This window comes from Acidobacteriota bacterium (assembly GCA_016196035.1).
GTDB lineage: Bacteria > Acidobacteriota > Blastocatellia > RBC074 > RBC074 > JACPYM01.
This window is the reverse complement of the sequence record JACPYM010000088.1, coordinates 177,024-189,944: the sequence shown is the minus strand read 5'-3', so window position 1 is coordinate 189,944 and position 12,921 is coordinate 177,024. Positions and strand designations below refer to the sequence as shown.

The 12,921-nt window shown below is 55.8% G+C and carries 12 protein-coding genes; 10 read left to right on the top strand and 2 right to left on the bottom strand.

All coding sequences use genetic code 11. The features are described 5' to 3' along the window. Window positions 1–1,272, bottom strand: a 1,272-nt coding sequence (locus HY011_25890) for a hypothetical protein (GenBank protein MBI3426377.1), incomplete at its 3' end; no start/stop codon positions are given. A 441-nt stretch (window positions 1,273–1,713) separates the two neighbouring features. Here HY011_25890 and HY011_25885 point away from each other — a divergent pair. The 8 genes from HY011_25885 (at window position 1,714) to HY011_25850 (ending at window position 9,035) form a co-directional block, all read left to right on the top strand. Next, window positions 1,714–2,415, top strand: coding sequence for a Uma2 family endonuclease (locus tag HY011_25885; protein ID MBI3426376.1), 702 nt, complete (start codon window positions 1,714–1,716; stop codon window positions 2,413–2,415). 8 nt (window positions 2,416–2,423) lie between these two features. Next, on the top strand, window positions 2,424–3,185 hold the full coding sequence (locus tag HY011_25880) for a glycosyltransferase family 2 protein (protein ID MBI3426375.1): 762 nt from the start codon (window positions 2,424–2,426) through the stop codon (window positions 3,183–3,185). 11 nt (window positions 3,186–3,196) lie between these two features. Next, window positions 3,197–4,804, top strand: coding sequence for an AAA family ATPase (locus tag HY011_25875; GenBank protein ID MBI3426374.1), 1,608 nt, complete (start codon window positions 3,197–3,199; stop codon window positions 4,802–4,804). A gap of 13 nt (window positions 4,805–4,817) precedes the next feature. Beyond that, on the top strand, window positions 4,818–5,705 hold the full coding sequence (locus HY011_25870) for an alpha/beta hydrolase (protein ID MBI3426373.1): 888 nt from the start codon (window positions 4,818–4,820) through the stop codon (window positions 5,703–5,705). Then, entirely contained in the window at window positions 5,702–6,478 is a 777-nt protein-coding gene (gene rfbF, locus HY011_25865) for a glucose-1-phosphate cytidylyltransferase (GenBank protein MBI3426372.1), read from the top strand. Before HY011_25870 ends, rfbF begins: the two co-directional genes overlap by 4 nt. 63 nt (window positions 6,479–6,541) lie before the next feature. Next, window positions 6,542–7,525 (top strand): GDP-mannose 4,6-dehydratase, encoded by a 984-nt coding sequence (locus HY011_25860; GenBank protein ID MBI3426371.1) that lies wholly within the window; start codon window positions 6,542–6,544, stop codon window positions 7,523–7,525. A 22-nt stretch (window positions 7,526–7,547) separates the two neighbouring features. Beyond that, window positions 7,548–8,486 carry a sugar phosphate isomerase/epimerase gene (locus tag HY011_25855; protein ID MBI3426370.1) on the top strand — a complete coding sequence of 313 codons (939 nt, stop codon included), beginning with the start codon at window positions 7,548–7,550 and terminating at the stop codon, window positions 8,484–8,486. A 60-nt stretch (window positions 8,487–8,546) separates the two neighbouring features. After that, a complete protein-coding gene (locus tag HY011_25850) occupies window positions 8,547–9,035 on the top strand; it encodes a pyridoxamine 5'-phosphate oxidase family protein (GenBank protein MBI3426369.1) in 489 nt (162 codons plus the stop codon). Window positions 9,036–9,456: 421 nt separating this feature from the next. Here the strand turns inward: HY011_25850 and HY011_25845 are convergent, their stop codons facing one another. Continuing rightward, window positions 9,457–9,720 (bottom strand): hypothetical protein, encoded by a 264-nt coding sequence (locus HY011_25845; protein MBI3426368.1) that lies wholly within the window; start codon window positions 9,718–9,720, stop codon window positions 9,457–9,459. Between the two features lie 147 nt (window positions 9,721–9,867). Between HY011_25845 and HY011_25840 the strand changes: the two genes are divergently transcribed. Together HY011_25840 and HY011_25835 are read left to right on the top strand one after the other, a co-directional pair. Further along, complete coding sequence (locus HY011_25840) at window positions 9,868–12,198, top strand: ferrous iron transporter B (GenBank protein ID MBI3426367.1); 2,331 nt, start codon at window positions 9,868–9,870, stop codon at window positions 12,196–12,198. 9 nt (window positions 12,199–12,207) lie between these two features. Next, window positions 12,208–12,876 (top strand): metal-dependent transcriptional regulator, encoded by a 669-nt coding sequence (locus HY011_25835; protein MBI3426366.1) that lies wholly within the window; start codon window positions 12,208–12,210, stop codon window positions 12,874–12,876. Window positions 12,877–12,921: the final 45 nt, after the last annotated feature.

Genomic DNA, 12,921 nt, shown 5'->3' with positions numbered 1-12,921 from the left:
CGAGGAAGAATTGTCAAAGTTCCAGGGATACTCGCCGGTACTGCTTGATTGGACAGCCGCGTCCCGCATGGGCACACGGAAGACTTGGTTACGATCATTGCTCAGACTCAACGCCGCCGCAATCAGACTGCCCGGTTCACCTGCGTAAGTAAACTCCAGCCCTGCCGCCGCAACCACTGCACCGCGTGACAGACGGGCGATTACCGGCGTCAGTTCAAGCCTCCTTACCTCACCCGGCGCGAGCTTTTGCGCTGGTAAATCTGCCGCGTCTTGCGTTCCATCGGTCAGGGTATAGGGCAAGCGGCCTTTAACGACGAGCGCCGTGGCGCCGACATTACGCAACACGGCAATTTGCGAGAGTTCCTGTCCAGCAATGGCTTCTATGCGCAAACCTGTCCCGTCGAGCCGGGCCGATTTTGCCTTTTGCGGGTCGGAAAATTCGATCACGTTTGAGAAACCTTTGGACGCTTCCTGAATGTAGCCGTGTGCGATCAGTGCGCCGGGCGCGCCGGAATGTTTGATTGAGAGGCCGCCAGCCACGCCATTCAAGTTGAGCTTTTCGTTATCGCTCTTGGCCTCTGTGCTCAGAACATGCGTGGCGTGGGCTTCAAGTTTGAACGTCAGGTTGCCGGAATCGCCCGCCCCTTCGGCGCCAGCGGCCAAGGCAACTGTGAGCGGCGCATCGGTGGTGTTGGTGAGCGCGAGTTGAAGCTCTGCACTGCCGGTCGGTCGCCACCAAACGCCTTCCAACCGCGCGGAGGCGAAGCCTTTGGCGGGTTCGGCCAGTTCTTCGTCAAAGATCAAACTGCGCGCCGTGTCCACCATTGTCACCACGCCGCCGACTTCCAGCGGGCGGCCTTGATACTCGACTTGCAAGTTGCCTTCTTCCACACCCCACGCCGCAATCTGCCGCAAATCGAAAGCACGGACTTCGTGCGGACGCAAGGAGGTGGCGGGCACGTTAAGGCGGGTTCCTTGCTTGCTGAAGAGCGTGATCTGAAGGGGGATGACATTAGGCCCCTGATTGCTCAGCATCAGCGTCGCCCGCAAATTGTCTTTCAACGAGTAGTAGGCGGCGGCCAGTTTGTGCGTGGGGCTGGCAATTACGCCCTGTGCGGGCGGGCTTGTCTTGCTCGAAGCCGCAGCGAAAAAGTGTTTCGTCGGGCTTGTCGTCCAGATGAAAGAGAGCAGTAGCACGGCAACAGTCAGCCAGCCGAACGGAAGGCCGGATTTGACGAGTGGCTTGTTAGAGATTGAACGCAGGCTAGTCATAACGATTTCTCCTTTGCGAAATTGAAGCTGCCCGCTTTCGTTGCTAGGATGTGCGCCGTCACAGCAAGACTTCCCAAGCTGGCCGAAAGGCGGCAGCGGTGGTTTTGCGCAACAAGCCCTTCCATCATCAGCAAATGGTGGCAGGGCTTTCGCTTTAGTTAGCCGAAAAAACGATTGGAGGAGAATCCCACGTCGGTGCTTGCAAACTGGGGGAAGATCAGGGTGGGTGCGGCGCTTTGGGCAAAATCAAATTCGCCAGTTGGGGCTGGCATCCATTTGCGCTGGTTGTTTTCAACTGATCTTTGAAGGCAAGGCGACGGTATGCTCCGCAGTGAGCCGGGTCAAGCACTTTAATATTGGCGTGTGCGGTTGGTGAGCGGCGCTAGTGTTCATTCACCAGGCCGTTGTAGAATCCCGCCATTCCAAACAAGGAGAAGTACTGTGAGCGCCTTACGCAAGCCAGCTTTTGACCTTTTGTACACCATTCATGATTTGGACGCGTTCCCAGAAGACGGACTGCGCCGTGAACTTATCGAGGGAGAGCTATATCTAACCGAACAACCGCACTGGCACCATCAGTATGTTTGTTCGCGGCTCGTGATGGAATTGGCAGATTGGGATGAGAAGACTGGTTTGGGCGTCGCCAACCTAGTACTCCATCAAGCTGAAAATGAGGGATGTAGGGCGGGATTTAATCCCGCCCTACATCCCGGATGCGCTCTCAGCATCCATCACTTACAGCTTGATGGAGTACTAGCGCCCGGCGTCATCTTCAGCATTTACGATGCCGTCGCGCCTGATGTGGTGTGGGTTAGCGCCGAACGGTTGCCACAGATTCTCGGCGAAAATGGCAAGCTGAACGATGCACCCGATTTGGTGGTCGAAGTGATTTCACCTGGCTGGCAAAACGAAACGCGTGACCGTGACACCAAATTGAAGCTCTATTCGCGGCGCGGTGTGCGCGAATACTGGATTGTGGATTGGCAGAAAAAGCGCGTCGAAGTCTTCCGCCGCCAGCGCACCCGGCTCACACAAATTGCCACCTTGCTCAACGAAGACGCATTGACTTCGCCGCTCTTACCCGGCTTCGCTTGCCCAGTCGCGTCCTTGTTTATGCCAACCCCTTCCCCTCCGAAAGTCTAAAAGCCCGCTTGAAAATCTCCGTCAAAATCAACGTCTATAACGAAGCCGATAACATCGCCGCCGCCTGCGAATCGGTCGCCTGGGCGGACGAACTTGTCGTCTGCGACTCGGCTTCGACCGACAATACAGTTGAAATTGCGCGCCGGTATACCGACAAGATTTTTCAGCGCGAATTTCGCGGTTACAAAGACAAGCACCTGTATTCCGATTCGCTGACAACGGGCGATTGGATACTTTGGCTCGACGCCGATGAACGAGTGACGCCGGAGTTGTGCGCCGCTACCGAAGCCTTGCGCCAACAAGACCCGACGGCGTTGCCGGATGGCTTCAAGATCGCGCGGCGCACGTTTTATTTGGGTCGGTGGATCAAGCATTCGGGCTGGTATCCCGATTACCAGATGCGGCTTTATCGCAAGGCCGCCAGTTATTGGGACGGTGTTGCGCCACACGAAGTCGCCCACGTGCGCGGGCGCGTTGAAATTTTGCCGGGCGAGTTGCTGCATTACACCAAACGCGACCTGAGCGACCATCATCGTGTGCTCGACACCTACACCACGCTCGCGGCGGAACACTTGCACAAGAGCGGCAAGCGCGCGCGGATGGCGGAGTTGTTTGTGTTGCCGGTGGCGGCCTTTGTGCGCACGTACCTGCTCAAACAAGGCTTTCGCGATGGCGTGCAGGGATTGATTATTGCAATGTTCACGGCCTACAGTGTGTTCCTGAAATACGCCAAAATCTGGGAGTTGGAGCACAATTCAAACAAGAATTGAAAGACTGCGCTATGTTTATCAACAAGCTGCGACTGCAAAACTTCAAACGCTTTACTGATCTGACAATTGACCTGTCAATTGCACAACCGGCACCGAAGTTGGTGTTGATGATTGGGGCGAACGGTAGTGGAAAGAGTTGTGTTTTTGATGCCTTTGAGTGGGTCTCTAGTTATAGCAAGGATAGGAATTCCTCTGGCGACCCGGCCTATTACAGCAAAGTTGCTCAAGATGCGTCTGAAGTTTCCGTAGAGTTTAACGATGGATATGTCGCTAAGAGGAGTGCCAACAACCAGGGATCAGCAGTTGATAAGACTGCTTTTTATGGACGTAGCGCATTAAGACAGGTTCCTCGTCTGACCCGAACTGGCCCTCAAACTTCTATCGAGATCGAGCATGACCGGGATCGTCCTCGTCTTTACATTGAGCTTGATCAGCGATTTGAAAATGACCTGGACGTCGTGACTGGCAAGATTCTCAAAGAAGTGTTCAACGGTGGGCGCTTCGACTCTGACGAATTAAAGACTCGCTACATCAATCCCATCAACCAGGCCCTCGAAAGGGTCTTTGGGGCAAAGCCGCCAACTTCCCTGGTGCTTCACCGGCTGGTTCCACCCCTGGAAGGAAAGCCCGCCGACATTCGTTTCCGCAAAGGCGAAGCCGACGTTCACTACAACTTGCTTAGCAGTGGTGAAAAAGAGATCGTCAACATTCTTTTCAATCTATTCAATCGTAATAACCTATACCGCGATACAATTTACTTTATAGACGAGCTTGATGCCCATCTCAATACTTCCCTGCAATATGCGCTTCTGAAAGAGATCACTGAACATTGGATTCCCGATAACTGTCAGCTTTGGACGGCCAGCCATTCGCTCGGCTTCATTCAGTATGCCCGCGAAGCCGCGCACGCCGCGCTCCTCGACTTCGATCAATTCGACTTCGATCTACCGCAAACCATCATTCCGCAACCAAAAGAGTCACTCGAGGTTTACGAGATTGCCGTCCCTAAAGAAACGTTGCTGCGCGTCTTTCAGGGCAAGCAACTGATCCTCTGTGAAAACAAGAATGATGAGTACTACAACCTGCTTAACCTGCCCGACAAATTGTTCATTGGCGTGCAAGACAAACGGCAAGTCTATTTGAACGTGAAACAGAACCCTGCATACTACGGGTTGATGGATCGCGATTATTTGACTGACGGAGAGATTGCCAGGCTACGTCAGCATTTCCCCAATTTGCGCGTACTTGGTTATTACGCTTTTGAGAACTATCTTTATCATCCTGACAACTTACAGGAAGCCGTCCCGGATTTTGATGCCGAAACCTACCGCGCTGAGATCGGGCGGCAAAAGAACGAACAGCGCGATTACATCTTGACCGGCTTGGAAGGCGCGCGCCGCGGCTACTCCGTGTTGAATGACGAAAACATCAAGCGGGACGAAAATGCTACCCAGGCTATTGTGCAGGCGCTACGCAGCGACGACCTGGAAAGCTTTTACCCATATTTCGATATGAAAACACGCTTCAACCGGCAACTCCTGAGTAAATTAAAGCTACCCCCCAAACGGCTCGTACAAACCAACTGGTTTCGGACGGCCATCACGAATGCTCTTCAATGAAAGGTCCAGAACTATGCTTCGATTAATGCGCCACCCCGCATTCACGGCTGCGACTCTTTGTCTTGCTTGGCTAAGTGTACAGACAGCCTTTGCCCAAACGCCCAAACCGCAAACCCGCTTTGCCAATCTCGACGGCCTGCGCGTGCATTATGACAATTATGGAAAAGGGAACGAGGCCCTCGTTTTCGTTCACGGCTGGACGTGCAACGCCACGTTCTGGAAAGCCAATGTGCCAGCCTTCATCGGCCAGACGCGCGTGATTGCGATTGACCTGCCCGGCCACGGTGAGAGTGACAAGCCTGACAACATCGCTTATTCGATGGATTTGTTTGCACGCGCGATTGATGCCGTCTTGCAAGACGCCAAGGTCGAACGCGCCGTGCTGGTTGGCCACAGCATGGGCACGCCGGTCATCCGCCAGTTTTATCGCAGGTATCCTGCCAAAGTGCGCGCGCTGGTCATCGTGGACGGTAGTCTCAAGTCAATGGGCACGAAAGAATCCATGAAGCAGTTTCTCGACCCGTTTCGCGGGCCTGGGTACAAACAACACGCTGAACAGATGGTGACGTATCTGACGCAGGCGATGAAAAACGAGCAAACGCGCAATGAAGTGAAAGCCGCGATGCTGAGCGCGCCGCAACACGTGATGATCTCGGCCTTCGACGGAATGCTCGATCCTGAAATCTGGAAAGAGGCGGATAAAATCAACGTGCCCACGCTGGCGCTGATGGCGGTCAATCCGCAGTGGAGCGCCGATTATGAAAAGTATGTGCGCGACCTGGTGCCGGGCATCGAATACCAGGTCTGGCCGGGCGTCAGCCACTTCCTGATGATGGATGAGCCGGAGAAATTCAACGGTACGCTGACCACCTTTCTGAAGAAGAACAAAATCATCCGATGAAAACCGTCATCCTTTGCGGCGGGCGCGGCACCCGTTTGGGCGAACACGGCGTCAATCTGCCCAAGGCGCTGATCGAAATCGGCGCGCGTCCGCTGCTGTGGCATCTGCTGAAAATTTATGCGCACTACGGGCTGAATGATTTCGTGCTTTGTCTGGGTTATTTGGGCGACACGATCAAACGCTATTTCGTCGAACGGCACTGGCTCGATCACGACTTCACGCTGGAACTCAGCGCGGGTGGCGAGATGCAATTGCTCAAACACGAACGCGGACGTGATGACTGGCGCATCACCTTTGCCGACACGGGACAGGACACCGACACCGGCGGACGCCTCAAACGCATTCAACATTACCTTGGTGAGGATGAAACGTTTTGCGTGACGTATGGCGACGGCTTGGCCAATGTGGATTTGCCTGCCCTGCTCGCTTTTCACCGCGCGCATGGCAAACTGGCGACGCTGACGGCAGTGCATCCGCGTTCCAGCTTTGGCATTTTGAAACTCGACGCACAGAGCGCCGTGACCAATTTTGAAGAGAAGCCGATGATGCAGGAGTGGATCAACGGCGGCTTCTTCGTTTTCAATCGTGGCATCTTTGATTATCTCGACGCTGATTGCGTGCTTGAGCGCGAACCGCTGGAACGACTGGCACGCGCGGGCGAATTGATTGCCTACCAGCACACGGGCTTTTGGAAGTGCTTGGATACGTACAAGGATAACGTCGAATTTAATCAATTGTGGGATGCCGGACAGGCCGAATGGAAAGTTTGGTAACTACAGATTTGAGATTCGAGATTCGAGATTTGAGATTTGAGATTCGAGATTTGAGATTTTGCGATGAGTTCTTACTGGAAAAATCGATCGGCCTTTGTCACTGGCGCGACCGGCTTTATCGGCGCGCACGTCACGCGGTTGTTGGTCGAACAGGGGGCGCGCGTCGTCTGTTTGCAACGCGATGCGGTGCGCGCCAATGCGCTTGATCTGTTTGATCTGCGCCGTCGCGTCACCGTCATTCAAGGCAGTCTCGAAGACTATGCTCTGCTCGAACGCGCGCTGAACGAATACGCGATCGAAGCCGTCTTCCATCTCGCCGCCCAGGCCATTGTCGGCGCGGCCAATCGTTCGCCGCTTTCGACCTTTGAGACGAACATTCGCGGCAGTTACTTTTTGCTCGAAGCCTGCCGCGTCAGCCAGACCGTCAAGCGCGTCGTCGTCGCGTCCAGCGATAAAGCCTATGGCTCACACGACGAATTGCCTTATCACGAAGACTACCCATTGCTAGGCCTATTCCCTTACGACGCCTCGAAAGTTTGCACCGATGTGCTGGCGCGTTCGTATGCGCACAGCTATGGCCTGCCGGTGGCGGTGACGCGCTTCGCCAACATTTACGGGCCGGGCGATATGAATCTGTCGCGCATTATTCCCGGCACGATTCTGTCGGTGCTGCGTGGCGAAGCGCCGCTCATTCGCAGCGACGGCACGCCCTTGCGCGAGTTCGTTTATGTGGACGATGTCGCGCGTGGTTATTTGGCGCTGGCCGAACAGATCGAAACGGCGCGCGGCGAGGCGTTCAATTTCGGCGCGGGCGAACCGGTGCAGATGCTGGCGCTGGTCAATCGCATCATCGCCTTGGCGGGGCAGGAAGGGCGCCTCACACCCAACGTGCTGCTCAAACAAAAGATCGAACGCGAGATTGACGCGCAATATCTGTCGGCGGAAAAAGCCGAAACACGGCTGGGCTGGCGTGCCGAGATTGCGTTGGATGAAGGATTGTTGCGCACGCTTGACTGGTATCGCCAGCATTTGGCTGAACTGAACTAACCACTTATTTCCAGGAGCTTCTATGACTATCTCAAGACGCACTTTGCTTAAAAGCAGCGCAGGCGCGGCGCTTTGCCACGCCTTAACTGACAACGCTTTGCCAGTGGCAGTGGCAGCCGGGCCTTCCACTGCGCGCATCCGTTTTGGCGTTTCGACGTATTCGTACTGGCATTTTGACAAGGTGAAGTATCCGGTAGAAAAAGTGATTGAAAACGCCGCGCAACTGGGGTTCGAGGGCGTCGAAATTCTGCACCGCCAGATGGAGAACGAAACGAAGCCCTATCTGAACAAGCTGAAACGGATGGCGTGGGACAACGGGCTGTCGCTTTTCTTCCTCTCGATTCATCAAAACTTTGTGCAAGCCGACAAAGCCAAACGGCAGGAGCACATTGACCACACTAAGCGCTGCCTTGACCTCGCGCATTATCTGGGTTGTCCGGCAATTCGCTTGAACTCGGGCCGCTGGGGCACGATTCCCGACTTTCAGAAGATGCTTGATGCCGGTGGCAAAGAACAGCCGTTGCCCGGTTACACCGACGATGACGCTTTCAACTGGTGCATCGAATCCATCAACCAATGCCTGCCGCATGCCGAAGCCGCCGGTGTCGCAATGGCGCTGGAAAATCACTGGGGTTTGACGACTTCGGTGGAAGGGCTGCTGCGCATTTACAAAGCCGTCAATTCGCCTTGGCTGGTGCTGAACGTGGACACGGGCAATTTCTTTGGCGAACCATACTCGCAACTCGAACGGCTGGCCCCGCACGCCAGCATCGTTCAGGCCAAAACCTATTACGGCGGCGGTGTCTATTACACGCTCGATCCTGATTTCAAACGCATTGCCAAAATCCTGCGCGGCGCCGGTTTCAAAGGCTGGATTTCGCTGGAGATGGAAGGTAAGGAAGACGCCCAGATTGCCGTGGCGAAAAGCTTGCAAGTCTTGCGCGAGTCGTTCAACGGCTAAAGATGGTGCTGTTGACGCACTCCAAAGGCTTCGCCCAATCCAAACAACTGAGATAAGCCGATGTCCCAACCAGCAGAACCGCAAGCCGGCCGCCCGCACATGCCCGAGTACGGCATTTCCGCAGATCCCGCCGGAATGCTGCCGTGGTCGTGGGCCGTCGAGCGCTTGCAAACACCGCGCAACTATTGGCTCTCGACCACACGGCCCGACGGGCGGCCCCATGTAATGCCGATCTGGTGCGTGTGGGTCAACAATGCTTTCTATTTCAGCACCGGCGCGCGCTCGCGCAAAGCGCGCAACCTGGCTGCCAATCCGCTTTGCGTGATCAGCGTCGAACACAGCGAGGGTTCGGTGATGGTGGAAGGAACGGCTGAAATCACGGCAACAGAGAGCGTGCCGCAAGAAGCGTTCACTGCATACAAAATCAAATACGACTGGGAACTCGATCCGAAAATGGGGCCGATCTATGTGCTGCAACCACGTGTAATTTTCGGGTTCAGCAACGTGCCGGGCGAGTATACGGGAAGTGCGACTCGGTGGACGTTCTAGTCGGCAACGTAGGAAAGTAGAACGCCGCTTTGCCTGGATGAATAACTCAGTGGGTAAGGCGCAGGCCCTACCAAATATAATCGGCCGATGCCGACCTCAAAGAAGCAAATTGGCATGCTGACAACATCTCGCAAAAAGAGTTGTTGGCTACCCGCTTTGCGCGAAGCTGGCATTAAGCCCATCGCCTACGCACCGTTAAGACGAAGCAGCTTGCCGATATCGGCGGGTAATCTGAACCCCGCACCCGTCCCCAAGCGCGTCCTCTGCCAGTTTGTTACTGTGCGGCCGGCCCCGGCCGAAACGAGTTTCAACGTTGATGTTCGCGAGCCGCATGGGCAACCAGAAGATCAGTCCCTTGTCTCTTCGAGTGCCGTCTTACTGCCCGCGTGATCGTTTCAGTTGGCGTTCCCACCTCCCGGCGCTAAGCCTCCCATCCCATCTCAGGACCACCGTCGGAACGCGCCGCTTTGATCTTCACCGCAAAACCGTATTGAAGCGCAAGCATTGAAACAGGCATTCCCATATCCATTTCAATGCTTGTGCCGCTGCTGCGATTTCTCGGCGGCAGTTTGAACTGCCAGCCAACGTCTGAGCCTGCCGGTAACTCAGTAATGAACTGTTGTTCCCGCAGGCAGGCAGAGAATAGCCAAAGCTCGATGTTCGGAAAATCAGCGCAACGCTCCATTTCCTATCGGAAAAGTCCGCCTTTTTCTTCAGAGTTTGTCCTATTCAACCTGCGGCGCAAATTATGTTGGCGTCCCTCTCGGCTTTCGGTTATAGTTCAAAATGAAAATCATATCCATTTAGCTTTTGATGAGGTTTGAACCCGACAATGCCAACTTTGACCGCTGAACCCGCGCGCGTGCCCGTCACAGAGATCACTGAGAAACAACCCCGGCTGTTGTTGGTCGGCAATCCCAACGTCGGCAAATCGGTGATCTTCGGTTATCTGACCGGCAAGTACGTGACCGTCTCGAATTATCCGGGCACAACGGTCGAAGTCTCGCGCGGCAAATTGCGGTATGGCGGACGCGACTGGGAAGTGATTGATACGCCCGGCGTCAATGCGCTGGTGCCGCAATCCGACGACGAACGCGTGACGCGCGATTTGTTATTGGCCGTGCGGCCAGATGTGATTGTGCAGGTCGCCGATGCCAAGAATTTGCGCCGGACTTTATTGGTCACGACGCAACTGGCCGAACTGGGCGTGCCAATGGTGCTAGTGCTGAACCTGATGGACGAAGCGCGCGGGCGCGGGATCGAAATTGATGTCGCGGGTCTGCAAGAACTCTTTGGCATCCCCGTTGTGCCCACGGTGGCGATTGATGGGGAAGGTTTGTATACGCTGTTCAAAACGATTCACCACGCCAAGGTGCCGCGCGATCCACTGGCGGTGATACGCGCGCGGTTATTGAGTTCCGCCGAATTCGCCCGCGTACCCGCACAAACTTCAGGTCAAGTGCTGCCGCAACAACTCACGCTGGAATGGCTACAAACGCGCGAAGCAAGTTTGCGGAGCGGCGTTGAGCATTGGTTGGAAGCGCAAGCGCCTGACTGGCCGGTACCGCGCAGCGATGCGCGCTTGCGCACGCTGGCGGCACGGCTGGAAGAAGCCCGCAATCTTTGGCTGGAACAATCCGTCGCCCGGTTCAAAAAGACTGCACCAAGTGTACTGGCCAGTGCCGAAAGTAAAACCTTTCCGCTGGCGTTCACAGCATTGGGGCTGGGTTTGGCGCTCTTTCTTTACACCGAACTGGGCCGTTTGTTTGGCTGGCAGACGCCCTATGGCTGGCTCAACGCGCACCTGGAAAGCGGCGTTTTGCCCGCCGCGCAAAGCTGGCTGTCCGGGCATCATCTGGGCACGCTGGGTACATTGCTTTTCGGGCAACTCAACCCGGAAAACCACGCGTATGAGAATGGGTTTTTATATCCGCTGCTCACGCAGTTGCTATTGCTGATTGCGCCCGTGTTGGTGCCGCTGGCGTTATGTTTGCGCCGCTCGCGCAGCTTCGCCGAACGCTTGGGGCATTGGTCGCGCGATTGGCGCACGGGTTTGCCGGTGTTGTTGGCGGTGTTGTTGCTGATGTATGAATTCGTCGGTGTGATCGGCGCGGGCACGTTGGTGGATGCGCTGGAAAACAATCTTTTCAATGGGCTGCTGACACCGTGGTTGCAAGCCTGGGTTCCGCACGGGCTGGTTTACGATTTTCTGCTGGGGAAATACGGCTTGATTTCGGTGGGGCTGACGTATGCGTTGGCGCTGGTGTTACCGATTGTCACGACCTTTTTCATCGCCTTTGGTTTGCTGGAAGACAGCGGCTATCTGCCCCGGCTGGCGATTCTGGCGGATCGCCTTTTCCGCGTGATGGGGTTGAATGGCAAGGCCGTGTTGCCGATGGTGCTGGGCTTGGGTTGCGACACAATGGCGACGATGACGACGCGTATTTTGTCCACGCCAAAAGAACGTTTGATCGCCACGTTGTTGTTGGCATTGGGCGTGCCGTGTTCGGCGCAATTGGGTGTAATTCTGGCCATCAGCGGCTCGCTCAGTCTGGGCGCGGTCGTGACCGTCTTCGGCGTCGTGTTTTCCCAAATGCTGCTGATCGGGTTCCTGTCATCGCTCATCATCAAAGGGCAGCGCGGCGATTTCATCTTTGAACTGCCGCCGATTCGCACGCCGCAACTCAAAAACATCTGGGCGAAAACGCACCAGCGCATCTGGTGGTATTTGCGCGAAGCCTTGCCGCTGTTCCTGTTGGGCACGGTGCTGTTGTTCGGGCTGGATTGGTTGCGCGTGCCCACGCCCTGGGGGCGATTGAGCGGTCTGGATATGATCGAAAACGCGCTGGCCCCATTGGTGACGGGCATTTTGCATTTGCCGCGACAGACCGCGCAGGTGTTGATCCTGGGTTTCTTGCGCCGCGATTACGGCGCGGCGGGGTTGTTCCAGATGGTGCGCGAAGGGGCGCTCAATAGCGTGCAGATCGTGACTTCGCTGATTGTGCTGACGCTGTTCATCCCCTGTGTGGCCAATTTCTTTATGATCATTCGCGAGCAGGGCATGCGGAAGGCGTTGCTGATGCTGGCCTTCATCACGCCCTTTGCGATTGCGGTCGGCGGCATTGTGGGCTGGCTGCTGCGCGCCTTACATATTCATTTCTAACACCTCACTATGCATCATTGGCTTTCACAAGAAATCACTGAAGTGCTCGAAGCCGCCTGGACGTGTGCCGAGCAAGGCACGGTTACGCAGGAACGCATTGCGGCTGAAGCAAAGACCATTGTGACCGAAACGCTGTTGGACGAATGTGAACGCGGCGGTTATCTCGTGCGCCGCAACGACGAAATTCGTCTGACCACGTTGGGCCGTCAGACCGCTGAAGAGATTATCCGGCGGCATCGGTTGGCCGAACGCCTGGTCGTGGATGTACTCGGCATGACGTTGGAAGAGAGCGAAGCCGACGCCTGCGAATTCGAGCATCTGCTGGCGCGCGGCGTGACCGATGCCATCTGCACGCTGCTCGGTCATCCGCGTTTTTGCCCGCATCAACATCAAATCCCGCCCGGCGCGTGTTGCCGCCAAGCGCAACAACAAGTCCCTGCCGTGGTGAGTTCCGTTGACCGTTTGGACATCGGCGAACAGGCGCGCGTCGCCTATCTCAGCGCCCCGCAATTTGCCCGCTTGCAAAAACTTTCCGCGCTCGGTTTGGCCCCCGGTGCGACGGTCAAATTGTTGCAGCGGTATCCGAGTTACGTCGTGCAATGCGACGAAACCCAAATCGCGTTGGAAGAAGAGATCGCGCGCGACATTTATGTGTGGCGCGCGGCTGATAAGCGTTAAGACGCGGGTTCCTTTCGCCGCGCCACTGCCGCCTTGCGCGCCTGC

Excerpts from the sequence above, each read along its gene's own strand:
- HY011_25845 (MBI3426368.1), bottom strand. The coding sequence starts at position 9,720 with ATGGAGCGTTGCGCTGATTTTCCGAACATCGAGCTTTGGCTATTCTCT.
- HY011_25850 (MBI3426369.1), top strand. The coding sequence starts at position 8,547 with ATGTCCCAACCAGCAGAACCGCAAGCCGGCCGCCCGCACATGCCCGAG.
- HY011_25875 (MBI3426374.1), top strand. The coding sequence starts at position 3,197 with ATGTTTATCAACAAGCTGCGACTGCAAAACTTCAAACGCTTTACTGAT.
- HY011_25835 (MBI3426366.1), top strand. The coding sequence starts at position 12,208 with ATGCATCATTGGCTTTCACAAGAAATCACTGAAGTGCTCGAAGCCGCC.
- HY011_25860 (MBI3426371.1), top strand. The coding sequence starts at position 6,542 with ATGAGTTCTTACTGGAAAAATCGATCGGCCTTTGTCACTGGCGCGACC.
- HY011_25840 (MBI3426367.1), top strand. The coding sequence starts at position 9,868 with ATGCCAACTTTGACCGCTGAACCCGCGCGCGTGCCCGTCACAGAGATC.
- HY011_25870 (MBI3426373.1), top strand. The coding sequence starts at position 4,818 with ATGCTTCGATTAATGCGCCACCCCGCATTCACGGCTGCGACTCTTTGT.
- rfbF (MBI3426372.1), top strand. The coding sequence starts at position 5,702 with ATGAAAACCGTCATCCTTTGCGGCGGGCGCGGCACCCGTTTGGGCGAA.
- HY011_25855 (MBI3426370.1), top strand. The coding sequence starts at position 7,548 with ATGACTATCTCAAGACGCACTTTGCTTAAAAGCAGCGCAGGCGCGGCG.